This is a genomic window from Paraburkholderia acidiphila (assembly GCF_009789655.1).
Classification (GTDB): domain Bacteria; phylum Pseudomonadota; class Gammaproteobacteria; order Burkholderiales; family Burkholderiaceae; genus Paraburkholderia; species Paraburkholderia acidiphila.
Genome location: NZ_CP046909.1, coordinates 1,036,144 through 1,059,467 on the forward strand (window position 1 = coordinate 1,036,144; position 23,324 = coordinate 1,059,467).

22 protein-coding genes, 1 tRNA gene and 1 rRNA gene are annotated in these 23,324 nt (G+C 63.1%); 13 read left to right on the plus strand and 11 right to left on the minus strand.

Annotation, left to right across the window (positions count from 1 at the left end; genetic code table 11):
- Window positions 1-8 precede the first annotated feature (8 nt).
- The 8 genes from nuoN to FAZ97_RS04665 all read left to right on the plus strand — a co-directional run bounded on the left by nuoN (window position 9) and on the right by FAZ97_RS04665 (window position 6,513).
- On the plus strand, window positions 9-1,481 hold the full coding sequence (nuoN, locus tag FAZ97_RS04630; protein ID WP_158757394.1) for an NADH-quinone oxidoreductase subunit NuoN: 1,473 nt from the start codon (window positions 9-11) through the stop codon (window positions 1,479-1,481).
- Window positions 1,481-1,783 (plus strand): DUF2818 family protein, encoded by a 303-nt coding sequence (locus tag FAZ97_RS04635; RefSeq protein WP_158757395.1) that lies wholly within the window; start codon window positions 1,481-1,483, stop codon window positions 1,781-1,783. The genes nuoN and FAZ97_RS04635 overlap by 1 nt, the downstream gene beginning before the upstream one ends.
- A 128-nt stretch (window positions 1,784-1,911) precedes the next feature.
- Window positions 1,912-2,502 carry an NUDIX domain-containing protein gene (locus FAZ97_RS04640; protein ID WP_158757396.1) on the plus strand — a complete coding sequence of 197 codons (591 nt, stop codon included), beginning with the start codon at window positions 1,912-1,914 and terminating at the stop codon, window positions 2,500-2,502.
- A gap of 209 nt (window positions 2,503-2,711) precedes the next feature.
- Complete coding sequence (locus FAZ97_RS04645) at window positions 2,712-3,146, plus strand: DUF1178 family protein (RefSeq protein WP_158757397.1); 435 nt, start codon at window positions 2,712-2,714, stop codon at window positions 3,144-3,146.
- Window positions 3,147-3,213: 67 nt separating this feature from the next.
- On the plus strand, window positions 3,214-4,410 hold the full coding sequence (locus tag FAZ97_RS04650) for an acyl-CoA dehydrogenase family protein (protein WP_158757398.1): 1,197 nt from the start codon (window positions 3,214-3,216) through the stop codon (window positions 4,408-4,410).
- Window positions 4,411-4,421: 11 nt separating this feature from the next.
- Window positions 4,422-5,549, plus strand: coding sequence for an acyl-CoA dehydrogenase family protein (locus tag FAZ97_RS04655; RefSeq protein WP_158757399.1), 1,128 nt, complete (start codon window positions 4,422-4,424; stop codon window positions 5,547-5,549).
- A 38-nt stretch (window positions 5,550-5,587) separates the two neighbouring features.
- Window positions 5,588-6,046: a MaoC family dehydratase gene (locus tag FAZ97_RS04660; protein ID WP_158757400.1), complete on the plus strand. Its 459-nt coding sequence runs from the start codon at window positions 5,588-5,590 to the stop codon at window positions 6,044-6,046.
- Window positions 6,043-6,513 (plus strand): MaoC family dehydratase, encoded by a 471-nt coding sequence (locus tag FAZ97_RS04665; RefSeq protein ID WP_158757401.1) that lies wholly within the window; start codon window positions 6,043-6,045, stop codon window positions 6,511-6,513. Before FAZ97_RS04660 ends, FAZ97_RS04665 begins: the two co-directional genes overlap by 4 nt.
- A gap of 79 nt (window positions 6,514-6,592) precedes the next feature.
- On the opposite strand, the gene FAZ97_RS04670 is transcribed toward FAZ97_RS04665, so the two are convergent.
- The 5 genes from FAZ97_RS04670 to FAZ97_RS04690 form a co-directional block, all read right to left on the minus strand.
- Entirely contained in the window at window positions 6,593-7,294 is a 702-nt protein-coding gene (locus tag FAZ97_RS04670; protein ID WP_158757402.1) for a glutathione binding-like protein, read from the minus strand.
- Window positions 7,295-7,430: 136 nt separating this feature from the next.
- Window positions 7,431-8,690: an acyl-CoA dehydrogenase gene (locus FAZ97_RS04675; protein ID WP_158757403.1), complete on the minus strand. Its 1,260-nt coding sequence runs from the start codon at window positions 8,688-8,690 to the stop codon at window positions 7,431-7,433.
- Between the two features lie 52 nt (window positions 8,691-8,742).
- Window positions 8,743-9,861: a phosphotransferase gene (locus tag FAZ97_RS04680; RefSeq protein WP_158757404.1), complete on the minus strand. Its 1,119-nt coding sequence runs from the start codon at window positions 9,859-9,861 to the stop codon at window positions 8,743-8,745.
- Between the two features lie 51 nt (window positions 9,862-9,912).
- Window positions 9,913-10,701 (minus strand): oxepin-CoA hydrolase, alternative type, encoded by a 789-nt coding sequence (locus FAZ97_RS04685; protein WP_158757405.1) that lies wholly within the window; start codon window positions 10,699-10,701, stop codon window positions 9,913-9,915.
- Complete coding sequence (locus FAZ97_RS04690) at window positions 10,698-12,260, minus strand: 3-hydroxyacyl-CoA dehydrogenase (protein ID WP_158757406.1); 1,563 nt, start codon at window positions 12,258-12,260, stop codon at window positions 10,698-10,700. Before FAZ97_RS04690 ends, FAZ97_RS04685 begins: the two co-directional genes overlap by 4 nt.
- A gap of 108 nt (window positions 12,261-12,368) precedes the next feature.
- Here FAZ97_RS04690 and FAZ97_RS04695 point away from each other — a divergent pair, with 108 nt between their 5' ends.
- A complete protein-coding gene (locus FAZ97_RS04695) occupies window positions 12,369-13,010 on the plus strand; it encodes a glutathione S-transferase family protein (RefSeq protein WP_158757407.1) in 642 nt (213 codons plus the stop codon).
- Window positions 13,011-13,103: 93 nt separating this feature from the next.
- Here FAZ97_RS04695 and FAZ97_RS04700 read toward each other — a convergent pair whose 3' ends face one another.
- Window positions 13,104-14,294 (minus strand): pyridoxal phosphate-dependent aminotransferase, encoded by a 1,191-nt coding sequence (locus FAZ97_RS04700; protein ID WP_158757408.1) that lies wholly within the window; start codon window positions 14,292-14,294, stop codon window positions 13,104-13,106.
- A 101-nt stretch (window positions 14,295-14,395) separates the two neighbouring features.
- The gene (locus FAZ97_RS04705) at window positions 14,396-14,911 is read right to left on the minus strand and encodes a putative toxin-antitoxin system toxin component, PIN family (RefSeq protein WP_158757409.1); all 516 of its coding nucleotides are present in this window, start codon (window positions 14,909-14,911) and stop codon (window positions 14,396-14,398) included.
- A 64-nt stretch (window positions 14,912-14,975) separates the two neighbouring features.
- Between FAZ97_RS04705 and yaaA the strand changes: the two genes are divergently transcribed.
- The gene (gene yaaA / locus FAZ97_RS04710) at window positions 14,976-15,770 is read left to right on the plus strand and encodes a peroxide stress protein YaaA (protein WP_158757410.1); all 795 of its coding nucleotides are present in this window, start codon (window positions 14,976-14,978) and stop codon (window positions 15,768-15,770) included.
- Between the two features lie 29 nt (window positions 15,771-15,799).
- The gene (locus FAZ97_RS04715) at window positions 15,800-16,963 is read left to right on the plus strand and encodes a M14 family metallopeptidase (RefSeq protein WP_158757411.1); all 1,164 of its coding nucleotides are present in this window, start codon (window positions 15,800-15,802) and stop codon (window positions 16,961-16,963) included.
- A gap of 85 nt (window positions 16,964-17,048) precedes the next feature.
- Here the strand turns inward: FAZ97_RS04715 and FAZ97_RS04720 are convergent, their stop codons facing one another.
- The 4 genes from FAZ97_RS04720 to FAZ97_RS04735 form a co-directional block, all read right to left on the minus strand.
- Window positions 17,049-17,726: a BspC domain-containing protein gene (locus FAZ97_RS04720; RefSeq protein WP_158757412.1), complete on the minus strand. Its 678-nt coding sequence runs from the start codon at window positions 17,724-17,726 to the stop codon at window positions 17,049-17,051.
- Between the two features lie 206 nt (window positions 17,727-17,932).
- Window positions 17,933-18,607 carry an energy-coupling factor ABC transporter permease gene (locus FAZ97_RS04725; RefSeq protein ID WP_158757413.1) on the minus strand — a complete coding sequence of 225 codons (675 nt, stop codon included), beginning with the start codon at window positions 18,605-18,607 and terminating at the stop codon, window positions 17,933-17,935.
- Window positions 18,608-18,617: 10 nt separating this feature from the next.
- Window positions 18,618-19,556 carry a LuxR family transcriptional regulator gene (locus FAZ97_RS04730; RefSeq protein ID WP_158757414.1) on the minus strand — a complete coding sequence of 313 codons (939 nt, stop codon included), beginning with the start codon at window positions 19,554-19,556 and terminating at the stop codon, window positions 18,618-18,620.
- Between the two features lie 196 nt (window positions 19,557-19,752).
- On the minus strand, window positions 19,753-20,967 hold the full coding sequence (locus tag FAZ97_RS04735) for a DUF2863 family protein (protein ID WP_158757415.1): 1,215 nt from the start codon (window positions 20,965-20,967) through the stop codon (window positions 19,753-19,755).
- A gap of 672 nt (window positions 20,968-21,639) precedes the next feature.
- On the opposite strand from FAZ97_RS04735, the gene FAZ97_RS04740 reads away from it, so the two are divergent.
- Together FAZ97_RS04740 and FAZ97_RS04745 are read left to right on the plus strand one after the other, a co-directional pair.
- Window positions 21,640-23,172 (plus strand): 16S ribosomal RNA (locus FAZ97_RS04740).
- A 67-nt stretch (window positions 23,173-23,239) separates the two neighbouring features.
- A tRNA-Ile gene (locus tag FAZ97_RS04745) sits at window positions 23,240-23,316 on the plus strand.
- Window positions 23,317-23,324 lie beyond the last annotated feature (8 nt).

Sequence of the window (23,324 nt, forward strand, 5' to 3'; positions counted from 1 at the left end):
AAAAGATCATGCCAAACGCCCCTTTGAACGCTCTGCTACCCGACGCGCTGGTGATGACCGGCCTCGTCGTCGCGTGGCTCAACGACACGTTCACCGGCCCTTCGGGCCGTCGCACGACCTATTTCATCGCGCTCTTGACCACGGTCATAGCCGGTATCTGGTTTGCGGTGAACGCGTTCGATCCGCACGTGTACTACTACTTCACGCGCATGTACGTGATCGATCCGTTCGCGAGCGCCATGAAGTCGGTGGTCACGCTCGGCTACGCCGTGTCGATCGTGTACTCGCGCAAGTATCTCGAAGACCGCGACATGTTCCGGGGCGAGTTCTTCCTGCTTGGCATGTTCTCGCTGCTCGGCCAGATCACGATGATCTCGGGCAACAACTTCCTCACCCTGTACCTCGGCCTCGAGCTGATGTCGCTCTCGCTCTACGCGGTCATCGCACTGCGTCGTGACGCGACGCAGTCGAACGAAGCCGCGATGAAGTACTACGTGCTGGGTGCGCTCGCTTCGGGCTTCCTGCTCTATGGCATTTCGATGCTGTACGGCGCGACCGGCTCGCTCGAACTGAACGAAGTGTTCAAGGCGGTGGCTTCGGGCCATATCAACGATATCGTCCTGCTGTTCGGCGTGGTGTTCATCGTCGCCGGCGTAGCGTTCAAGATGGGCGCGGTGCCGTTCCATATGTGGGTGCCGGACGTCTATCAAGGCGCGCCGACGGCCATGACGCTGCTCACCGGCGGCGGCCCGAAGGTCGCGGCATTCGCCTGGGCCGTGCGCTTCCTCGTGATGGGCCTGCTGCCGCTGGCAGTGGACTGGCAAGAGATGCTGATCATCCTTGCCGCGCTTTCGATGATCGTGGGCAACATCACGGGTATCGTGCAGCGCAACGTCAAGCGGATGCTCGCGTACTCGGCCATTTCGAACATGGGCTTCGTGCTGCTCGGCCTGCTCGCCGGCATCGTCGACAACAAGGCGACGGGCGCGGCCAGCGCATACAGCTCGGCCATGTTCTACAGCATCGTCTATCTGATCACAACGCTCGGCGCGTTCGGCGTGGTCATGCTGCTGTCCCGCCGCGATTTCGAAGCCGAAACGATCGACGACTTCAAGGGCCTGAACCAGCGCAACCCCGTGTTCGCGTTCGTCATGATGCTCATGATGTTCTCGCTCGCCGGTATTCCGCCGACGGTTGGCTTCTACGCGAAGCTCGCCGTGCTCGAAGCGACCATGAACGCCGGCCTCACGTGGCTTGCCGTGCTCGCCGTGATCACGTCGCTGTTCGGCGCGTTCTATTACCTGCGTATCGTCAAGCTGATGTACTTCGACGCACCGCAGGACGAAGCACCGATCGAAAGCCATGCATGCAACCGCGCGCTGCTCACGCTCAACGGCGTGGCGGTGCTCGTGCTGGGCATCATCCCGGGCCCGCTGATGTCGGTCTGCCTGCAAGCCGTCACGCATACGCTGCCGCTCTAATGTCGGCAGCAGGTTGGTTCATTGTGCTGTTGGCGCTCGCGGGCGCCAACCTGCCGTTCCTCAACCAGCGATTGTTCGGCGTCGTGCCGCTTCGCGCACCGAAGAAGAGTGCGTGGATTCGCATCGCTGAAATGATCGTGCTGTATTTTGTGGTCGGTACGTTCGGCTTCCTGCTGGAGGCGCGTGCCGGCAACCGTTTTGACCAGGGCTGGCAGTTCTACGCGATCACCTTCAGTCTTTTTGTCGTGTTCGCGTTCCCCGGCTTCACCTGGCAATATCTCGTCAAACGCCGCTCGGCGTGATGCGCGTAGCCGGCCCGCGGCCGGCACGCGCTGTGCGTCCCCGAAGTCCGGCTGGCAGTCTGGCCGACTTTACTTCTTGCGGCGCGCCCGCGGCTTCCCGATTTTCCTGAGCACCCACGAGGCTGACAATGGCTGAACATCATCAACACGACCCGGCGCTCGCCGAGACGTGCGTGGAAAGCACGACGCTCTACGCCGGCAATTTTCTTACCCTGAAGCGCGACACGGTCGCCTTGCCGGACGGCAAGCACGCCACGCGCGAGTACGTTCAGCACCCCGGCGCGGTGATGGTGATCCCGCTGTTCGATGACGGGCGCGTGCTGATGGAGCGCCAGTACCGCTATCCGCTCTCGCGCGTGATGACGGAATTCCCGGCCGGCAAACTCGATCCGCAGGAAGGCGCGCTCGCCTGCGCGATCCGCGAACTCAAGGAAGAGACGGGCTATACCGCGCGCGAGTACGTTTATCTCGCGCAGATCCATCCGGTCATCTCGTACTCGACCGAATTCATCGACATCTATCTTGCCCGTGGGCTGACCGCAGGTGCGGCGCAGCTCGACGACGGCGAGTTTCTCGAAACCTTCACGGCGACGGTTCCCGAACTGCTCGAATGGGTGCGCACGGGCAAGATCACCGACGTGAAGACGATCATCGGTACGTTCTGGCTCGAAAAGGCGCTGTCGGGCGCGTGGCCGCTCGCGAAGGCAGAGCAGGGCTGACACCCCCGGAGCATCGAACTCCGATCAACGGCGGCCCTCGTGGCCGCCGTTGTCGCATCTGCGCGCGCAAGCACCTTCAGCGCGTCCACCCGAGCAGCGCTACAATCGAACCCCCGGGAAAATCCCGGTGCCTGGCCGCAGGAATTTTTTCGAACGGTCGTTCACAAATTTACGATTTGCGCTAAACTCATCGCAAGCCTCGATTCCCCATGAAGGTCCTCGATTTACAGTGTCCAGACGGCCATCGGTTTGAAGGCTGGTTCGCATCGGTTGACGATTTCGAATCGCAACTGTCCCGCAAGCTGGTCGAATGTCCGATGTGCGGCGCCACCCACGTGACCCGCCTGCCGTCCGCGCCCCGGTTGAACCTGTCCGGCGCGAGCGAAACGCCGAAAGCGTCGTCGCACGAGCAGGCGGCGCAATGGCAAGCGCATGCGATGCGTGTAATCCGCGAGGTCCTCGACAAGACGGAGAACGTAGGCGACCGTTTCGCCGAGGAGGCGCGGCGCATTCACTACAACGAAGCGCCGTCGCGCAACATCCGTGGAGTTGCTTCCGCGGAAGATGCGCAAGCTCTCGTCGAAGAAGGCATCGATGTGATGCCGCTGCCGGTTCCGGCCGCGCTGAAGGGTCCGCTGCAATAACGTCATGCGGGTCTTCACCGCGGCGCGAGCAATGCTTCGCACCGGCCGCGGCCAGGAGACATAGCGCATGGATCTGGACTACACCCCCGCTGACGACGCATTTCGCGCCGAAATCCGCGCCTGGCTCGAGGCCAATCTGCCTCAGGCGATGCGCGACAAGGTTCTCAACCACAAGCGCCTCTCGCGCGACGACATCGCCAGCTGGCACCAGCTGCTAGGGAAGAAGGGCTGGTCCGCGCCTGCGTGGCCTGCGGAGTGGGGCGGCCCCGGCTGGACCGAAGCGCAACGCCACCTCTGGGACGCCGAATGCGGTCGCATCGGGGCGCCGCCGGTGCTGCCGTTCGGCGTCTCGATGGTCGCGCCCGTGCTCATGAAGTACGGCAACGAGGCGCAAAAGCGCCGCTATCTCCCGCGTATCCTTTCCGGTGAAGACTGGTGGTGCCAGGGCTACTCCGAGCCGGGCTCGGGATCCGATCTCGCTTCGCTGCGCACGCGTGCTGTCCGGGAAGGCGATCACTACGTCGTGAACGGCCAGAAGACCTGGACCACGCTCGGCCAGCACGCCGACATGATGTTCTGCCTCGTGCGCACCGATCCCGCTGCCAAGAAGCAGGAAGGCATTTCGTTCCTCCTCATCGACATGAAAACGCCGGGCATTACCGTGCGTCCGATCATTACGCTCGATGAAGACCATGAGGTGAACGAAGTCTTTTTCGAAGACGTGAAGGTGCCTGTTGAAAATCTTGTCGGCGAGGAGAACCGCGGCTGGACTTACGCGAAGTATCTGCTGGGGCACGAGCGCACGGGCATCGCGCGCGTGGGTGCGTCGAACCGCGAACTGGCATTCCTCAAGGGCGTCGCGCTCAAGCAGAAGAAGCACGGCAAACCGCTGCTGGAAGATCCCGTATTCGCGGCGCGCGTGGCAGCCGTCGAAATCGAACTGATGGCACTCGAAGTCACCGCCGAGCGCGTGATCGCGAGCGCGTCGAACGGGCGCGGCCCCGGTCCCGAAGCGTCGATGCTCAAGATCAAGGGCACGGAGATCCAGCAGGCGCTGACCGAACTGATGGTCGATGCGGTCGGCCCGCTTGCTGCTGCGTTCGATCCGGCCTTCCTCGAGGGCGAGCATGAACACGCGGCAGGCGGCGACGACGACGCAGCACCGCTCGCGGCGTACTACTTCAACTATCGCAAGACGTCGATCTACGGCGGGTCGAACGAAATTCAGAAGAACATCATCTCGCAGATGATTCTGGGGATTTGAGGAGCGGCGCAATGAACTTCAACTTCACCGAAGAGCAACAGCAACTCGCCGACGCGCTGCGTCGCTATCTCGACAAAAACTATGGTTTCGAAGCGCGCCAGGCGATCGTGAAGACGCCTGCGGGCGTATCGGATGCGCACTGGAACGCGTTCGTCGAACTTGGCCTGACCGCGCTGCCGGTGCCGGCGGAGCAGGGCGGCTTCGACGGCGCGCCGTTCGATATGCTCGTCGTCATGCAGGAGCTGGGCCGTGCGCTCGTGATCGAGCCGTACTGGGCAACCGCGGTGGGCGTCGAGGCGCTCAAGCTCGCGGGCGGCGCCGCCAATGCTGAAAACGCGGCGCTGCTCGAACGCGTCGCCTCGGGCGAGATCAAACTCGCCGCCGCTTTCCATGAGCCGCAGTCTCGCTACGACCTGTTCTCGCTGGAGACGCAAGCGAAGGAAACCGGCGACGGCTTCGCGCTCACCGGCACGAAATCGATCGTGCAGCACGGCGCGCAGGCCGACTACTGGATCGTGCCTGCACGGTTCGCGGGCGAGGTGGCGCTCTTCGTCGTCGCGCGCGATGCGAAGGGTGTCGAGGTGAGCGACTACCGTACGATCGACGGCCAGCGCGCCGCAACGCTGACCTTCAAGGAAGCACACGCGCGACGCCTTGGCGACGCAAGCACGGGCGCGGCGACCTGGGAAAAGATCGCCGACTACGCCACCTTCCTGCTGTGCGCGGAAGCCGTGGGCGCCATGGACGCGCTCAACCACGCCACGGTCGAATACACGAAAACGCGCCAGCAGTTCGGCGTGCCGATCGCGCGCTTCCAGGCGCTGCAGCACCGCATGGCCGAAATGCTGATCCACGCGGAGCAGGCGCGCTCGCTGACTTACCTCGCTGCCGCGCGTTACAGTAGCGAATCGGCCGACGAGCGGCGTCGCGCGATCTCGGCGGCGAAGGTGCGCGTTGGCCAGGCGGCGCGCTTCATCGGCCAGCAGGCCGTGCAACTGCACGGCGGCATGGGCGTCACCAACGAAGTCGCGGCCGCGCATTTGTTCAAGCGTCTCGCGATCATCGAAACGACGCTCGGCGATGTCGATCATCATCTTGAACGCTTCGCCTCGCTGCCCGGCTTCGCGCAGGCAGCGTAACGCGTGGCGGCAGCAAGCAACATCAGCGGAGAATACGGATGGGCCTGAGTTTCGAAGATCTCGAAGTGGGCAAGCGCTATGCGGTCGGTTCGCACACGTTTGGGCGCGACGAGGTGGTGCATTTCGCGGAGCAGTTCGATCCGCAGCCGTTCCACATGAGCGAGGCCGGTGGCGAGGCATCGATGTTCGGCGGCCTCGTCGCGAGCGGGTGGCATACGTGCTCGATCATGATGGGCATGCTCGTGCGCAACTTCCTCAAGGACTCGACTTCGATGGGCTCACCCGGCGTCGATGAGATTCGCTGGCTCAAGCCTACGCGCGTAGGCGACACCCTCACGATGACGAACACGATCGTGAGCAAGCGCGTTTCTGCGAGCAAGCCCGATCGCGGTATCGTCGAAACGCAGTGGGAAGGCCATAACCAGCACGGCGAACTGATCGTGGTCGTGCGTTCGAAGGCGCTCTTCGGCCTTCGTCATCCGGGGAGTGCATCGTGAGTGAAAGCGACATCACGCAGATTGCCGACGCGGCGGCGTTGCGCGCGCTGATTGGCGCGGGGCCGCTCGTGAGCGGCTGGCGCGAAGTGAGCGAAGCGGACGTGCACGGTTTTGCCGATGCCACGGGCGACCACCAGTGGATCCACATCGACGCCGAACGTGCGCGCCGCGAGTCACCGTTCGGCGGCCCGATTGCGCATGGCTTTCTCACGCTTTCGCTGATTCCTGTGCTGCTCGGCGCAACGCTGCACATGCGCCAGCGCATGGGCGTGAACTACGGGCTCAACCGCGTGCGCTTCACGCAGCCGGTGCCCGTGGGCGCGCAAGTGCGTGCGCGTATCGCGGTGAAAGAAGTGAGCGACGTGGAAGGCGGCGGCGTGCAGGTCGTGTGGGATGTGAGCATCGAGCGGGAAGGAAGCGAGCGGCCCGCTTGCGTGGCCGAATTCATCACACGGCATTACTTCTAACGTAGTTGCGTGCTCAACGAAAAGGGGCGCTCCGCTGCAAGGCGGGCGCCCCTTCAGTTTTGCCGGTGTTTCAGCGCAATCAGTGTTTGGCGTATTGCGTTGCGCCGAAAAGCATTTCCTTCGCTTTTTCGTCCATGAGCGGCTTGCGCGCATTCGCCAGCACTTCGACGCCACGCTTGACCGCAGGCCGCGAGGCGATCGCTTCGTGCCAACGCTTTACATTGGGCAACGAATCGAGATCGATGCCCTGGTTTTGCCAGGAGCGCGTCCACGGGAAAGCGGCAATATCCGCAATGGTGTACTCGTCGCCGGCCAGATATTCGGTCTTTTCCAACTGCGTTTCCATCACGTTGTAGAGGCGCTTGGCTTCGTTCGTGTAGCGATTGACCGCATAGTCGATCTTTTCGGGCGCGTAGATGCGGAAGTGGTGCGCCTGGCCGAGCATGGGGCCGAGGCCGCCCATCTGGAACATCACCCATTGCAGCACGTCGTAGCGCGCGGCGAGGTCTTCGGGCATGAAGCGGCCCGTTTTTGCCGCGAGATAAATGAGGATCGCACCCGACTCGAACAGCGAGAACGGCTGGCCGTCGGCACGGCGCGGGCCTTCGGAGTCGGTAATCGCGGGAATTTTGTTGTTCGGGCTGATGGCGAGGAATTCGGCCTTGAACTGGTCGCCCGCACCGATATCGACCGGATGGACCCGATATTCGAGGCCGGTTTCCTCGAGCATGATATGGACTTTGTGACCATTCGGCGTGGCCCAGCTGTAGACGTCGATCATCGTGGCTCCTTGGCACCCTGAAGGAAGGCGCCGCGATAGTCTGGAGAGTCTGGCGCGACGCCGGATCTGGCGCAAATTAGCATAGATCGGCGTCGCTCGCAGAGGGCGGCCGAGCGCCCCTGCTGCACTTGTGGACTTACGAGCGTGTGACCGGCATTTCCACGCGCGATGCCGCGCCCGCGTCCATATGGCGCGCCAGTTCGAGCTTGGCGATGGCATTGCGGTGCACCTCGTCGGGGCCGTCCGCGAAGCGCAGCGTGCGTGCCGAAGCGTACGAGTAGGCGAGCGGGAAGTCGCCGCTCACGCCCGCCGCGCCGTGCACCTGCATGGCCCAGTCGATTACCTGACAAGCCATGTTCGGCGCGACCACCTTGATCATCGCGATCTCGCCGCGCGCGCCCTTGTTACCCACGGTGTCCATCATGTACGCCGTCTTGAGCGTAAGCAGGCGCGCCTGTTCGATCATGCAGCGCGCTTCGGCAATGCGCTCCTGCGTGACGGTCTGCTGGGCGACCGGCTTGCCGAACGCCACGCGCGAGAGCGCGCGTTTCGCCATGAATTCGAGCGCACGTTCGGCCAGGCCAATGAGGCGCATGCAGTGATGGATGCGGCCCGGGCCGAGGCGTCCTTGCGCGATTTCGAAGCCACGGCCTTCGCCGAGCAGGATATTCGATGCGGGCACGCGCACGTTTTCGAGCGTGATTTCCATGTGGCCGTGCGGCGCGTCGTCGTAGCCGAATACCGTGAGCGGGCGGCGCACGGTGATGCCGGCCGTATCCGAAGGCACGAGAATCATCGACTGCTGCGCATGGCGCGGTGCGTCGGGATCGGTTTTGCCCATCAGGATATAGATCGCGCAGCGCGGGTCGCCCGCACCCGACGACCACCACTTCGTGCCATTGATGACATAGTCGTCGCCGTCGCGCTCGATGCGCGTCTGGATGTTCGTCGCGTCCGACGAGGCTACGTCGGGCTCGGTCATCAGAAACGCCGACCGGATCTGGCCTGCCAGCAGCGGCGCGAGCCATTGCTGCTTGTGCGCCTCGCTGCCGTAGCGCTCGATCGTCTCCATGTTGCCGGTATCGGGCGCGCTGCAGTTGAACACTTCGGGCGCCCAGTGCACGCGGCCCATGATTTCGCACAGCGGCGCATATTCGAGGTTCGTGAGGCCCGCGCCGCGTTCCGAGGCGGGCAGGAACAGGTTCCATAGTCCGGCCGCGCGCGCCTTCTCCTTCAACTGCTCGACGATTTGCGTGGGCACCCACGGGTTGCCGTTTGCGCGATTGCGCTCGACCTCTTCGTGGAAGACCGCCTCGTTCGGGTAAATGTGTTCGTCGAAGAACGCGAGCAGTTTCTCGCGCAGCGCCTGCACTTTCGGGGAGTAATCGAAATTCATCGGTGACCTCTCAATGCGATGCAGTGACAGTGAAAAGTAAGTCGTTCTCGTTTTAGCGAACTTTCTGCGCGTAGCGCCAGGCGAGTTCGGCCATGGGCTTCGCGCGGCGCCCTGCGTCGATTGCCTGCGCGCTCGCGGCGGTGCCGTCCACCACGCGCTTCATGATGCCCTGCAGGATCGCCGCGATCCGGAACATGTTGTAGGCGAGATAGAAGTTCCAGTCGCCGCGAATCTCGACGCCGGTGCGCTCGCAATAGCGCGCGACGTACTGCGCCTCGTCGGGAATGCCGAGCACCTGCCAGTCGAGCCCGGCAATGCCGCGGAACTGCGCGGGATCGACGTGCCATGCCATGCAGTGATACGAGAAGTCGGCGAGCGGGTCGCCGAGTGTGGATAGCTCCCAATCGAGCACGGCCAGCACGCGCGGCTCGCTCGGGTGGAAGATCAGGTTGTCGAGGCGGTAGTCGCCATGCACGACCGACACGCGCGAACCTGAGTCGTCCGGCATGTGCTTCGGCAGCCATTCGATCAGGTGATGCATGGCGTCGATGCGTTCCGTCTCCGAGGCCTGATACTGGCGGCTCCAGCGATCGATCTGGCGTGCGAAATAATTGCCGGACTTGCCATAGTCGGCAAGGCCCACGGCATCGGGCTTCACGTTATGGAGCGCGGCTATCACACGGTTCATCTCGTCGTAGATTGCGGCGCGTTCCTCGCGAGTCATGCCGGGAAGCGACTGGTCCCAGAGCACGCGGCCCTCGACGAACTCCATCACATAGAACGCGCGGCCGATCACCGCCTCGTCCTCGCAAAGCGCGAGCATGTTCGCGACCGGCACATCGGTTGCAGCGAGCGCGTCCATCACGCGGTATTCGCGTTCGATCGCGTGCGCGGAGGGCAGCAGTTTCGACTTGGGCCCAGGCTTGGCGCGCATGACATAGGTGCGGCCCGGCGTGACGAGCTTGAACGTCGGGTTGGACTGGCCGCCGGCAAACTGCTCGATCGCGAGCGGGCCTTTGAAGCTCTCCACGTGAGCGGTGAGCCAGGCGCTCAGCGCCTCGGTGTCGAAGCGCTGGCGCTCGGCAACTGGGCGCGTGCCTTCGAACGCCGAGTAGTCGGTGCGCGTTTGCGCGGTTTTTTGCGTGTCTCCATCCGGGGTGGCTTGCGCCATATTTGTCTCCCTTCTCCTGATGCTCCTGTGGGCCGCCGCGTTCGAGCGTAGTTACTTGTAGACGGGCGCGCGCTTTTCGAGGAACGCAGTAATGCCTTCGAGGCCGTCGCGGTGATGGAGCGACGCGACAAAACTATCGCGCTCCGCGGCGAGTTGCGCGTCGAGCGGCTGCATGTCCGCGACGTTCGTCAAACCCTTGATGCGCGCCACCGAATTCGGCGAGATCTTCGCCAGTTCGTCGGCCCAGGCAAGCGCCGTGTCGAGCGCCGTTTGCGGTTTCGCGAGCCGGTTCACCACACCCAGCTCCGCGAGACGCGGCGCGCCGATCGGCTTGCCTTCCACCATCAGTTCGAACGCGAGCGAGCGTGGCAGCGAGCGCGCGAGGAACCACGAGCCGCCGCCGTCGGGCGTCAGGCCCACGCGTGAATACGCCATGACGAACTTCGCGTCGTCGGCGGCGACGAGCAGGTCGGCCGCGAGCGCGAGCGAGAAGCCCGCGCCGGCGGCGGCTCCCTCCACGGCCGCGATGATCGGCTTGCTCGACTGGTGCATCGCCGTGACCCAGGCGCCGAGTAGGTCGATGCTGGCGGCTTGCACGGACGGGTCCTTCGCGCGGTTTTCGAGCAGGCGGTTGAGGTTGCCGCCCGCGCAGAAAAAGTTGTCGGCGCCCGTGAGGATGATTGCGCGCAGCGACGGGTCGCGCTCGGCGGCGTCGAAGGCTTCGATGGCCGCCGCGTACATGTCGGGATGCAGCGCATTGCGTGAGCCGGGGTTCGACAGTGTGAGGACGAGTGTCGATTCGTGGCCTTGCGGGCGGGTGCTGCGGAGTTCGGCGCTCATTGCGGGGCCTCGTTCGATGCGTGGATGTCTGCTGCGTCGGCTTGCGTCAGCGAAAGGCCGAGCTGCGCGCGTCGCGCGAGCCACGGCGACGGGCGATAACGCGGATCGCCGAGCACGGTGTGGATGTTGCGCAGGATCGTGAGGATCGTGCGTGCGCCCAGCGCGTCGCCGAGCGCGAGCGGGCCGCGCGGATAACCGAGCCCGAGCGTGACCGCGAGGTCGATGTCGCCCGGCGTGGCGATCTGCTTCTGCGCGATGTCGCAGCCGATATTGACGATGGTCGCGACGATGCGCTGCGCGACGAAGCCCGTCGAGTCGCGGATCACCGTGACTGGCACACCGTCGGCGGCGAAGAGCGCATGACCTGCGTCGCGTGCTTCACGAGTGGTGGCGGGCGTTGTCATCAGCGTGCGGCGCTTCGCTGCGTCGAGCGGAAACAGCGTGTCGATGGCGACGACGCGCCGCGCGTCGAGCCCTTCGTCGAGGGCGGCGGTTGTCGCGTCGAGGCCGAGTGGCGCGACCACGATCAGCGCGTCGGCGGCGGGCGTATCGCCTTCGTCGATCGCCACACCGGCTTTCGACGCAAGCGCGATCACGATGTCACGCGCGGCGGCGTTGCGGCGGCTCACCCAGACGCGCGTGGGCAGCGCAGTGGGCGCCGCCGGTTCGTCGGGCACCTGCTGCTTGCCATCCACATAGCGATAGAAGCCTTCGCCCGCCTTGCGGCCAACCAGACCGCCCGCGAGCCGTACGCCCGTAATGGGCGAGGGCGTGAAGCGCGGCTCCTCGTAGAACTGGTGATAGATCGACTCCATCACCGGATGCGAGACATCGAGCGCGGTGAGGTCGAGCAGCTCGAACGGTCCGAGCCGGAAGCCCGCCTGCTCGCGCATGATGCGATCGATCTCGACGAAGCTCGCCACGCCTTCGCCCGCCACGCGCAGGCCTTCGGTGTTCATGCCGCGGCCCGCGTGATTGACGATGAAACCGGGCATATCCTTCGCGCGCACCGGCGTGTGGCCGATGCGGCGCGCGAGCGCCATGAGCGCGTCGCCGGCGGCGGGATCGCTGCGCAGCCCGTCGATCACTTCGACCACCTTCATGAGCGGCACGGGGTTGAAGAAGTGATAGCCCGCGACGCGCGACGGGTCGCTGCACGCGGAGGCGATGGCCGTAATGGAGAGGGAAGAGGTGTTCGAGACGAGCAGGCAGCGCTCGCTCACCACAGTTTCCAGCTCGCGAAACAGCGTGCGTTTGGCTTCGAGATTCTCGACGATCGCTTCGATCACGAGATCGCAGCCAGCGAGTTCATCGAGCGTGTGCGCGCCGGTCACGCGTTCGAGCGCGGCGTGGGCGGCGGGCTCGTCGAGCTTGCCTTTTGCCGCGAGTTTCGCGAAGGTATCGGCGAGATAATCGCGCGCGGCGGCGATCGCCTGCGGATTCGTGTCGTAGAGGCGCACCGCCAGGCCCGCCTGCGCGGCGATCTGGGCAATGCCGCGGCCCATTGCGCCGGTGCCGACGATGCCGATTGTCTCAATGTTGAAATGATGTGAAGTCATTGGAAGCCTGGCTCCATGATTGGCCTAGAATAGCACGGTCGTACAATTTTATGAAAACGGTTCGGCGGTTTTGGTAACGCAACTGTCCCGCCCAAGGAGGCAATGAGGATGATCAAGCTGCACGGTTTCGCGCTTTCGAATTACTACAACAAGGTCAAGCTCCTGCTGCTCGAACACGGTATCGCGTTCGAGGAGGTGCCGAACAAGCTGCCGCTCGATGAGGCGCTGCTCGCGCAGTCGCCGGCCGGCAAGGTGCCATTTATCGAAACGGAACAAGGCTTTTTGTGCGAATCGGAGGTGATCGTCGAGTATCTGGCGGCGCGCTTTCCTGAAAAGCCCATCTTCGCGGCGGATCCGTGGCAGGCGGCGAAGGAGCGCGAACTGATCGTCTTCATCGAGACGCATCTCGAACTCAACGCGCGCGAGCTTTACGGTGAGGCGTTCTTCGGTAGCAAGGCGACCGAAGAGGTCAAGGCGACCATGGAAAAGCGGTTGCGCCGTTATGTGGCGGCGTTCAAGCGGATCGCGAAGTTCTCGCCTTACGTGGCGGGCGATCGTTTCGGCGTGGCCGATGCCGCAGCGTTCGTGAGCTTGCCGCTCGTGGGACGCGCCACGCAGGCCGTGTATGGCAGCGATTTCCTCGCCGATGTGGGCATCGACTGGAAGTCGTATATCAAACTGATCGGCGAGCGCCCGACGGCGCAGCGCGTCAACGCCGACCGCAAGGCGTATATCGAGGCGAATTCGTAAGCGTTGCTGCGCCTCGCAACGCGCGGCGCACGCTATCGCGCGCGATGATCGGGAACGCACTGCCGTTCGCGGAATCATCGCGCGCGAAGCACGTCAGAGTCGCGCGAGCCGCTCGAGCGCGGTCGCGAGCGTGCCTTCCTGCTTGGCGAAGCAAAAGCGTACGACGCCCGATTCGTGTGCTTCGTGATAGAACGCCGAAACCGGAATGGCCGCCACGCCGATCTCTGCCGTGAGCCACTTCGAGAACTCCGCTTCGGGCAAATCGCTGATCGCCGAATAATCCACGCACTGGAAGTAGGTGCCTTCACACGGCAGCAGCTTGAAGCGCGTGTTGGCAAGACCTGCGCGGAAGAAGTCGCGCTTCTTCTGATAGAACGCGGGCAGTTCCAGATACGGTTTGGGATCGCGCAGATATTGCGCGAGGCCGAACTGCATCGGCGTGTTCACGGTGAACACGTTGAACTGGTGCACCTTGCGGAACTCGGCCGTGAGCGGCGCGGGCGCGGCCACATAGCCCACCTTCCAGCCCGTCACGTGATAGGTCTTGCCGAAGCTCGACACGATGAAGCTGCGCGCGGCCAGTTCCGGATAGCGCGCGACGCTCTCGTGCGGCTGACCGTCGTAGACCATGTGCTCGTACACCTCGTCGGAGAGGATCAGCACGTTGGTGCCGCGCACGATCTCCTCGAGCTTTTGCATGTCCTCGGCGCGCCACACCGTGCCCGTGGGGTTGTGCGGCGTGTTGATGAGGATGAGGCGCGTTTTCGGCGTGATGGCCGCTGCGAGCCGGTCGAACGGAATCGCATAGTCGGGCGCTTCGAGCGTCACGAACACAGGTTTGCCGCCCGCCAGTTCGATCGAAGGCAGATAGCTGTCGTAGGTCGGCTCGACCACGATCACCTCGTCGCCCGCGTGCACAGTCGCGAGAATCGCCGTGAGCAGCGCTTGCGTGGCGCCCGCCGTCACGGTGATCTCGCTGTTGGCGTCGTAACGGCGGCCGTACACGTGCTCGATCTTGTCCGCGATCGCTTCGCGCAGCGCGCCCACGCCGGCCATCGGCGGGTACTGGTTGTGGCCCTCGCGCATGGCTTGCGTGACAGCGTCGACGATGCGCGGGTCGCAATCGAAGTCGGGAAAGCCCTGACCCAGGTTGACCGCGCCCTTTTCAGCGGCGAGCGCGCTCATCACGGTGAAGATCGTCGTGCCGACGTTCGGCAGACGCGACGGAAAAGAGGGCGTGAGCAGGGTGTCCTGCGAATTCTGCGTGGGATGCGGTGCGTTCATGTCGCGGGCGGAAGTCAGACGTTGGGACGGGAAAGGTTGATTGTAGGCAAATCGGCGCCGCTACGGTGTTCCGGCCGGGCGCGCGCGGCGATCCCGGGGGATCAGGCCTGCGCCGCTTGAGCAGCGTTTTGCACGCATTCGGCGACGAAGGCGTCGGGCGTCGCGATGCGAAAGCCGAAGTCGCGCGCCACGCGCTTCGCGAGCTTGAGCACCGCGCGGTCCTTCGAAACGAGCCACTGTGCGCCGCTTGCACGCGCCAGCTCCAGAAATTTCTGGTCGTCGCGGTCGCGGCATTGGGGCAGGGGCCGCGCGTCAGCAGGAAGCTCTGGCAACTCGATCAGCGTAACGAGCCCTGCCAGCGCGGCCAGTGCGTCCGCTTTCGCGACGCCGCGGCCGGCGAACTGCGGATAGTCGAGCACGTGGGCCAGTTCGGCCCGGCAGCGTGCGTCGACCAGCGCCCGGATCGCGCCGCGCTCGAGCGCCACGCGAATGGGGCGCGTGTGCGGGTCGTCGAACACGAGAATATCGAGCCAGACGTTGGAGTCGAGAACCACGGGAAGCGCCGCAGCGGCGGCAGGCGAGAGGGAGGTTGCGGTTGGGGGCGTGAGGCCGGTCATTCGTGAATTCGCTACAATCGGGCTTTCGCCTTTGAACATCGGCACATCGTGCCTGCAAGCCTCTATGATAATCGTTCTGTCGCCGGCCAAATCGCTCGACTATGACACGCCGGCGCATGTCGAAACCCACACCATCCCCGATTTCGTCGACGACGCAGCCGAGTTGATCGCGGGCCTGCGCCGCCTTTCGCCGCAGCAGATCGGATCGCTCATGAGCATTTCCGACCCGCTCGCGCGCCTGAATTTCCAGCGCTATGCCGACTGGTCGAAGCAGTTCAGCCAGACCAACGCGAAACAAGCCGTACTCGCATTCAACGGCGACGTCTACGAAGGCTTCGACGCGAAGTCGCTCTCGCTGGCGGATCTCGACTATGCGCAACAGCATGTGCGCGTGCTGTCGGGACTCTACGGCTTGCTGCGTCCGCTCGACCTGCTTCAGCCTTATCGTCTCGAAATGGGTACGCGTTTCGAAAACGCGCGCGGCAAGGATCTCTATGCGTTCTGGGGCGAGCGCATCACGCACGCGCTCAATGCACAGATCGAGCGCAATCGGGACGTCGCGTCGAAAAGCGCGAGCGTGCTCGTGAACTGCGCGTCGAACGAGTACTTCAAGGCCGTGAAGCCGAAGAAGCTCGCCGTGCCCGTCGTCACGCCGGTTTTCGAAGACTGGAAGGGCGGGCGTTACAAGATCATCAGCTTCCATGCGAAGCGGGCGCGCGGATTGATGGCGCGTTACGCCGTCGAGAACCGCGTGGCCGAGCCCGAGGGGCTCAAGGCGTTCGACGTGGAAGGCTATGCGTTCGATGCGGATGCATCGAACGATTCGACCTATGTATTTCGTCGGCGCATCGCCGAGTAAGTGAACAAGCAAGCCGGAAGGAAAAGACTATGACGATTGCCATCACCAGCCAGTTCGATGCAGGCGCGATCGAGGTTCTGTCGAGCGAGCGCGCCGACGATATCCGTCTGCGCGTGCGGGCGGATAACCAGTCCGAGTTCGCGCAGTGGTTCTACTTTCGCGTGTCGGGCGTGCGCGGCGAACGTTGCGTGATGACGTTCGAGAATGCGTCGGCCTGTGCATTTCCCGAGGGCTGGCGCAACTACCAGGCCGCGGCGAGCTATGACCGCGTGAACTGGTTCCGCGTGCCGACGAGCTACGACGGCACGCAACTCATCATCGACCATACGCCCGACTTCGACAGCATCTATTACGCGTACTTCGAGCCGTATAGCGAAGAGCGCCACGCGGAGTTCCTCGGCGCGCTTCAGCAACTGCCGCACGCCGCGCTCACGGATCTCGGCCAGAGCGTGGAAGGCCGTCCCATGTCGCTGCTCTCGCTCGGCATGCCTGGCGATACCGCACCCGACGGCAAGCCCAAGAAGACCGTGTGGATCATCGCGCGCCAGCATCCTGGCGAGAGCATGGCCGAGTGGTTCGTGGAGGGTCTCGTCAAGCGGCTCGCCGGCTGGGGTGACTGGGCGGGCGATCCGGTCGCGCGCAAGCTGTACGACCGCGCGGTGTTCCATATCGTGCCGAACATGAATCCGGACGGCAGCGTGCACGGTAACTTGCGCACCAACGCCGTGGGCGCGAACCTGAACCGCGAGTGGATGGAGCCGGACGCGCAGCGCAGTCCCGAGGTGCTGGTCGTGCGCGATGCGATCGAAGCCACGGGCGTCGATCTTTTCTTCGATATCCACGGCGACGAGACGCTGCCTTATGTATTCGTCGCGGGTTCGGAAATGCTGCCGGGCTTTACCGATCAGCAACGCACGGAGCAGAAGGCGTTCATCGAGGCGTTCAAGGTGGCGAGCCCTGACTTTCAGGATCAGCACGGCTACGAGGCGAGCCGCTACCGCGAAGATGCACTCAAGCTCGCGTCGAAGTACATCGGCCACCGCTATGGCTGCCTGTCCCTCACGCTCGAGATGCCGTTCAAGGACAACGCCAATCTGCCCGACGAACGCGTAGGCTGGAATGGCGAGCGCAGCGCCGCGCTCGGCGCTGCGATGTTGCAGGCCATCTTGCATCACGTGGAGACGTTCGCGTAACGTCGTCATTGCTACGCAAGCATAAAAAAGGGGGAAGCGGCCAGGCCGTTTCCCCTTTTTTTTACATCGAGAGCGGCAACGACCTTTAGTGAGTCGTCGTCTTCTTTGAAGTGGTTTTCTTTGCAGTCGATTTCGTTGTCGATTTCGTCGACTTGCTGGCCGACTTCGCGCCGCTCGTCGACGAACTGTGGCTCGACTTGCCCGGCGCCGTCTTCTTCGAACCCTTGCCGGTGGCCTTCTTGGTCGAATGCTTGCCCTTGCCGTGTGCGCCGCTTTGCGACGCCGTGCCGCGCGCGCTGCGTGCGTGCGCTGGCGGGACCGGATCGTTCCAGCTGAACGCGAGCATCTGTTGCCCGACATAGCCGCAGCGGAACTTCAGATCGTAGGGCGCGTTACCGCTTTCCTTGGCAATGCCGATGCCGTCGACGGTCACGATCGTGTCGACCTTCACGCGCTGCTTGCCTTCGTCGAACGAGTCGTTCCACGGCGTTACGCTCGCGTGCGCACTGTCGAACGAACTCGGCGGAAACTCGACGTGATCGAGCGCCGCCGAAGTACTTGCTACGAAATCGCCATGCGCGGCACAGTCCGCGACCAGCGGGTCTGCGTGCATCTGGGTAACGAACTGATTGACGAGATCGTTGTGTTGTTCAAGTTGATCGGCCTGTGCGGCTGGCGCGGCGATGAGTATGAGGCTCGCGGCGCACGCCGCCAGTTGACCGGCTACCAACAACAGCCGGCGGGATGCATGATTGCAGTCCATCTGCTTGCTAGAGAAGAGGGTGTGACGTCAGGCACCGTAAGATGCGGCACGGCCGGGTTGAGTTCAATCCGGAAACAATTATTTTCTTCTGTCTGAGCGGAGGGACCGGCGCAAACGTTGCTACATATGCGCCGCCGGCCAATTGCGACGTGTCGCCGCGCCCGGCATCGCGTTACTGGCGGCGGGGCTGTCGAACGAGCCGTGGCTCAGGTCCGCGGGCCGCCCAACCGATAGCGGCGCACGTCGTAGGTGGTGACCCAGGTCGGCCGGTAGACGGCAATCAACGCCGTTGCCATGCCGGTGAACCAGGCCTCACCCGAAGCGAGCAGAAATACGCTGAATGCATAACCCGCGGGCACGGTGATCGCCGAGCCGCCGTTGAGTGCGACATGGGTGCCGAGCGCGAGATAAGCCGCCGCCGAAACGGCGATAGCCGGCGACACGAAACCTTGACCGACAATGAACATGAAGAGGTTGCGCGGCAGCCAGGCGGTACAGGCGCGCTGCAGCAGCGCCGAAATCGCAACAGGGAACGCGCCGAATACCAGGAAGGTGAGGGCGACGCCTTCCCAGGTGGCGTCGAACACGAGTGCGGCGAGCCCCACGACGACGCCCATGGCGACAAGCGCGAGCCCCCAGTCGAATAGCGTAACCACGAGCGTGGCGCCGAGCAGGTGCAGCACGGTACCGTCTTCGAGCCACGCGTTGCTCGCCCACAGCACCGAGATCGCGACGACGATCGCGAGCCACACGTGCTGGAGCGTCGCGTCCTGAAGACGCTTGAAGGGGTTCTTCCACAACGCGAGCGCGAGCAACCCCACGGTGACAACCCAGGCACCGATAGCAACCCAGAGCGGAAGCGGCGTAAATAGGAACCCCATGTGCTTCATATTACTCGTTGGAGGGCAAGACGTGTGCACGAGCTAGCACCAGGGCTTCCTCGTCCACGCTCTCGCTGGCCTCGTGAGCCTCGACGGGGCGCACCTGCTGCGCCGCGGCAGGGTCGCCATAAGGCGGTGTCTGCGGCTCCGCGGCAATGGGCAGCGGCTCCGCACTGTCGCCTGACAGCAACGGATAGCGAAACGCGAGACTCTCGCGTGCACGCAACGGCACCGGGCCATGCTCGCCGTGCCTCGGCTTCGCCGGCCGCTCGCACTGCGCGCGCAGCACCTGCAGCTGGTTTGCGAGCAGGCCGTTGTAGATCGCGACAGCCGCAGCGCGATTGGGCGCGCCTAGCTGCTGAAAGATGCTTGTCAGATGGACTTTCACGGTGCCCTCGCTGATGCCTAGCGCTCGAGCGATCATCTTGTTCGTATTACCCATATGGACGCAGCGCAGGATCTGCTCCTGTCGCGGCGACAGGTTGACCTTTGGCCGCACCTTGCGGGCCTGTGCGGCGGCCTTGGCGTTGCGTCGGGGCGGCAGGGGCCACGGCGTGCACGGGCCGAGCACGTCGGCCGGGAGGTGATCGCCGCCGAGCATGATCAGCTCCAGAAATTTCACGATCAGGATGGAGTCCGTCGTGCGCCGGATGATGCCGCGGGCGCCTTCGTCGATGAGCGCTCGCACGGTCGCGGGCGTCTCCCCACTGTCCACCAGGATGGCCACGGGCAGGCTGCGGTGCCGCATGACAAAGTGGCGCAGCTCGCCGGCGCGAATGCCGTCGTGCCAGTCGATCACGATCAGGTTGGGAGTGAAGCGTTGCATCGCGCGCTCAGCACTGCGCCAGTCCGGCGCGTCATTGAAGCGTGCGCGGCGGTCGATTTGTCTTAACAGCGCCTTGAGCCCTTCACGCCTTTCGGCGTCCGGATTGAGTACAACGAACCGCATGGATATGCCCTCCTGTCGTTGACGGTCTCTCGAAATGTTGTGCAATGCGCATCGCTTCTAAGCGACGGTGAACCAGACCAACAGCTCCATGATGACAAAAAGGTCGAGCGCTGGCGGCCTGTCCAAAAGGCATAAGACATAGGGCAAAAAAAAGTCCCGCACACAGGCGGGACCGGGTAGGAATTCTGGAGTTTTCTTAGTGGAAGTGTGGCTGTACAGGCTCAGCATCTTCCGGCATCTCGGCGTGGACGATCTCGCCGAGTGGGTCCGCGTAGAGCGGGACGCCGCAGTCATCGCAATATTCCGGCTCGAAGCGGCCCGCATGACGACGGATGTCGGTGATACCCGATTCCTTGAGCAACGCAACGATCTCTTCGAGCGGGCCGCTGCTGACACTCTCTTCGGTCGGTTCTTCGTCGATATCGGCGTCGCCGTTCTCGCGGCCATAAAGCGGCCAGACCACGCCATACAGCACATCATTGCTGCCGCGCTTCGTGAAACCGATGCGGTATTCGTCGATGCGACGCTCGCCGAAGCCGGCGACGACGGCGCGCAAGTCCTGCGCACTCGCGCCAATCGTGTCGAGCAGGTAGCGCACCGCGGTGCGGATCGTGTGCGGGCGCACGCGCTCGTCCGCGTCGCGGCAGGCGGAGTAGTAGGCGTCGGGCAGCAGGCACTCGAACTCGCAGCCCGGCATGACGACGGCAAGATTGGCGCCGCCCTGGGTGGCCCATTGCTCGAGGCATTGACCGCGCTCGATGCGCGAGCCGTGCTCCTCTTCCTGCCAGCGGAAGAGCGGGGCGCCGACAGGCGCAGCGACGACGGCGAGCAGGAAACGCGGATCGGCGAGGATCGGCGACGTTTCCGGCAGTTCGCCCGAGCTGATTTTCGCCGCTGCGCCGCTCAGCGCCGCCTGCGTCAGTTGTTGTGCCAGGCGCCAGGTTTCGACATGGTGGCGCGGCAGTTGGTCGATGCTATAGAGATAAGGGGCCATCGCCACGCGCGTGCCACTCGCGAGCACGTGCGCCTGCAGATGGGTACGCAGCGCGTCTGCTCCCTCGGCCTTCAACGGGCCCGAAGGGATGACGTAGCGCGTCCAGGCCAACACTGGCGCGGCGACGAGCAGCGCTTCGTATTGCGCGCCGTCGTGTTCGACGATGAACGATTCGCTGTGCGTCTCGGCCATATCTGCGAGCGCGCCGTAGGCGTCCGGGTGATTCTGCTGCAGATGATCGAGCGCGGCGTCGAGCGTAGTCTGATTGCCGTTGCGCACGACTTTCGTTAGCAGCGTGTCGAGCTTGGCCTCCCAGAAGCGGTCTTCGGTGCGGCTGCCCGAAGCGAACAGGGCAAGCGAGAGACCGACGAGCTTGTCGGCGTCAGGAGGAAGGCGTTTGGCGATTCGCGAGCGCATAAATCTGTGAGTTGGGGCAGAGAACCCCATATTCTAGTCGGTTCCGTGCGCGCCATCGGATTGGACAGCAAGGGCGCGTCGGATGGGCGCGGGCGCAATGCGTGATCGTCGTGGGTGCGCGGGACAAAGGCATCGGCTGGAGGCACTATGGCGACCGCTATATGGAGCCGCGGAGCCGTGTTCAGTCTGACTTGGCTACCGTGTCAAAAAACCGCTTGCAAGATGTCATCTGCGTGACTAGAATTCCGGTCTTTCGCGCTTTCGATGAAGGCGCGGGGAGGCGGGAAGCCCAGGCGAAAGCCTTGTGGCGACTGGGTCTGCGGGTGATGGGAAGTTGAGCGGCAGGTTGAACGAAGTAAAAAAACCTGTTGACGAATCGCCAGACAGTCTTCATAATCTCGTTTCTCTGCTGCTGACGCAGCAACGCAGAAAGAAGCCGGTGGTTGAGCAGTTCTAACGGCGCTTTCGCGAACGATCTTTAAAAATTTACAGCCGATAAGTGTGGGCGCTTGATGCGGTGGCGACCCGGATTCGTTCTTCGGAATGAAGCCGGGAGCAGCAAAAGTATCAAGAGTCTCACACTAAAGTAAGTCAGGTTTTTGAATTTATTCAATGACCTGTCAGCTTTGAGTGAGCGACCGGTTCGAGAGAACCGAAAACAGTAACAGGTTTAAACTGAAGAGTTTGATCCTGGCTCAGATTGAACGCTGGCGGCATGCCTTACACATGCAAGTCGAACGGCAGCACGGGTGCTTGCACCTGGTGGCGAGTGGCGAACGGGTGAGTAATACATCGGAACATGTCCAGTAGTGGGGGATAGCCCGGCGAAAGCCGGATTAATACCGCATACGATCTTTGGATGAAAGCGGGGGACCTTCGGGCCTCGCGCTATTGGGGTGGCCGATGGCGGATTAGCTAGTTGGTGGGGTAAAGGCCCACCAAGGCGACGATCCGTAGCTGGTCTGAGAGGACGACCAGCCACACTGGGACTGAGACACGGCCCAGACTCCTACGGGAGGCAGCAGTGGGGAATTTTGGACAATGGGCGAAAGCCTGATCCAGCAATGCCGCGTGTGTGAAGAAGGCCTTCGGGTTGTAAAGCACTTTTGTCCGGAAAGAAATCCTTTGGGTTAATACCTCAGGGGGATGACGGTACCGGAAGAATAAGCACCGGCTAACTACGTGCCAGCAGCCGCGGTAATACGTAGGGTGCGAGCGTTAATCGGAATTACTGGGCGTAAAGCGTGCGCAGGCGGTGATGTAAGACCGATGTGAAATCCCCGGGCTTAACCTGGGAACTGCATTGGTGACTGCATCGCTGGAGTATGGCAGAGGGGGGTAGAATTCCACGTGTAGCAGTGAAATGCGTAGAGATGTGGAGGAATACCGATGGCGAAGGCAGCCCCCTGGGCCAATACTGACGCTCATGCACGAAAGCGTGGGGAGCAAACAGGATTAGATACCCTGGTAGTCCACGCCCTAAACGATGTCAACTGGTTGTCGGGCCTTCATTGGCTTGGTAACGTAGCTAACGCGTGAAGTTGACCGCCTGGGGAGTACGGTCGCAAGATTAAAACTCAAAGGAATTGACGGGGACCCGCACAAGCGGTGGATGATGTGGATTAATTCGATGCAACGCGAAAAACCTTACCTACCCTTGACATGTACGGAATCCTGCTGAGAGGTGGGAGTGCCCGAAAGGGAGCCGTAACACAGGTGCTGCATGGCTGTCGTCAGCTCGTGTCGTGAGATGTTGGGTTAAGTCCCGCAACGAGCGCAACCCTTGTCCCTAGTTGCTACGCAAGAGCACTCGAGGGAGACTGCCGGTGACAAACCGGAGGAAGGTGGGGATGACGTCAAGTCCTCATGGCCCTTATGGGTAGGGCTTCACACGTCATACAATGGTCGGAACAGAGGGTTGCCAAGCCGCGAGGTGGAGCCAATCCCAGAAAACCGATCGTAGTCCGGATCGCAGTCTGCAACTCGACTGCGTGAAGCTGGAATCGCTAGTAATCGCGGATCAGCATGCCGCGGTGAATACGTTCCCGGGTCTTGTACACACCGCCCGTCACACCATGGGAGTGGGTTTTGCCAGAAGTGGCTAGTCTAACCGCAAGGAGGACGGTCACCACGGCAGGATTCATGACTGGGGTGAAGTCGTAACAAGGTAGCCGTATCGGAAGGTGCGGCTGGATCACCTCCTTTCCAGAGCTCATCGCTCACACGCGTTTTAAGCGCTCACACTTGTCGGCTGTAAGAAAGACAGACTCAGGGGTCTGTAGCTCAGTCGGTTAGAGCACCGTCTTGATAAGGCGGGGGTCGATGGTTCGAATCCATCCAGACCCACCACTTTGTCT

What these genes read in the sequence shown, in the direction of transcription:
- nuoN (WP_158757394.1), top strand. Translation starts at nt 9, where the DNA reads ATGCCAAACGCCCCTTTGAACGCTCTGCTACCCGACGCGCTGGTGATG.
- FAZ97_RS04635 (WP_158757395.1), top strand. Translation starts at nt 1,481, where the DNA reads ATGTCGGCAGCAGGTTGGTTCATTGTGCTGTTGGCGCTCGCGGGCGCC.
- FAZ97_RS04640 (WP_158757396.1), top strand. Translation starts at nt 1,912, where the DNA reads ATGGCTGAACATCATCAACACGACCCGGCGCTCGCCGAGACGTGCGTG.
- FAZ97_RS04645 (WP_158757397.1), top strand. Translation starts at nt 2,712, where the DNA reads ATGAAGGTCCTCGATTTACAGTGTCCAGACGGCCATCGGTTTGAAGGC.
- FAZ97_RS04650 (WP_158757398.1), top strand. Translation starts at nt 3,214, where the DNA reads ATGGATCTGGACTACACCCCCGCTGACGACGCATTTCGCGCCGAAATC.
- FAZ97_RS04655 (WP_158757399.1), top strand. Translation starts at nt 4,422, where the DNA reads ATGAACTTCAACTTCACCGAAGAGCAACAGCAACTCGCCGACGCGCTG.
- FAZ97_RS04660 (WP_158757400.1), top strand. Translation starts at nt 5,588, where the DNA reads ATGGGCCTGAGTTTCGAAGATCTCGAAGTGGGCAAGCGCTATGCGGTC.
- FAZ97_RS04670 (WP_158757402.1), bottom strand. Translation starts at nt 7,294, where the DNA reads ATGATCGACGTCTACAGCTGGGCCACGCCGAATGGTCACAAAGTCCAT.
- FAZ97_RS04675 (WP_158757403.1), bottom strand. Translation starts at nt 8,690, where the DNA reads ATGAATTTCGATTACTCCCCGAAAGTGCAGGCGCTGCGCGAGAAACTG.
- FAZ97_RS04680 (WP_158757404.1), bottom strand. Translation starts at nt 9,861, where the DNA reads ATGGCGCAAGCCACCCCGGATGGAGACACGCAAAAAACCGCGCAAACG.
- FAZ97_RS04685 (WP_158757405.1), bottom strand. Translation starts at nt 10,701, where the DNA reads ATGAGCGCCGAACTCCGCAGCACCCGCCCGCAAGGCCACGAATCGACA.
- FAZ97_RS04690 (WP_158757406.1), bottom strand. Translation starts at nt 12,260, where the DNA reads ATGACTTCACATCATTTCAACATTGAGACAATCGGCATCGTCGGCACC.
- FAZ97_RS04695 (WP_158757407.1), top strand. Translation starts at nt 12,369, where the DNA reads ATGATCAAGCTGCACGGTTTCGCGCTTTCGAATTACTACAACAAGGTC.
- FAZ97_RS04700 (WP_158757408.1), bottom strand. Translation starts at nt 14,294, where the DNA reads ATGAACGCACCGCATCCCACGCAGAATTCGCAGGACACCCTGCTCACG.
- FAZ97_RS04705 (WP_158757409.1), bottom strand. Translation starts at nt 14,911, where the DNA reads ATGACCGGCCTCACGCCCCCAACCGCAACCTCCCTCTCGCCTGCCGCC.
- yaaA (WP_158757410.1), top strand. Translation starts at nt 14,976, where the DNA reads ATGATAATCGTTCTGTCGCCGGCCAAATCGCTCGACTATGACACGCCG.
- FAZ97_RS04715 (WP_158757411.1), top strand. Translation starts at nt 15,800, where the DNA reads ATGACGATTGCCATCACCAGCCAGTTCGATGCAGGCGCGATCGAGGTT.
- FAZ97_RS04720 (WP_158757412.1), bottom strand. Translation starts at nt 17,726, where the DNA reads ATGGACTGCAATCATGCATCCCGCCGGCTGTTGTTGGTAGCCGGTCAA.
- FAZ97_RS04725 (WP_158757413.1), bottom strand. Translation starts at nt 18,607, where the DNA reads ATGGGGTTCCTATTTACGCCGCTTCCGCTCTGGGTTGCTATCGGTGCC.
- FAZ97_RS04730 (WP_158757414.1), bottom strand. Translation starts at nt 19,556, where the DNA reads ATGCGGTTCGTTGTACTCAATCCGGACGCCGAAAGGCGTGAAGGGCTC.
- FAZ97_RS04735 (WP_158757415.1), bottom strand. Translation starts at nt 20,967, where the DNA reads ATGCGCTCGCGAATCGCCAAACGCCTTCCTCCTGACGCCGACAAGCTC.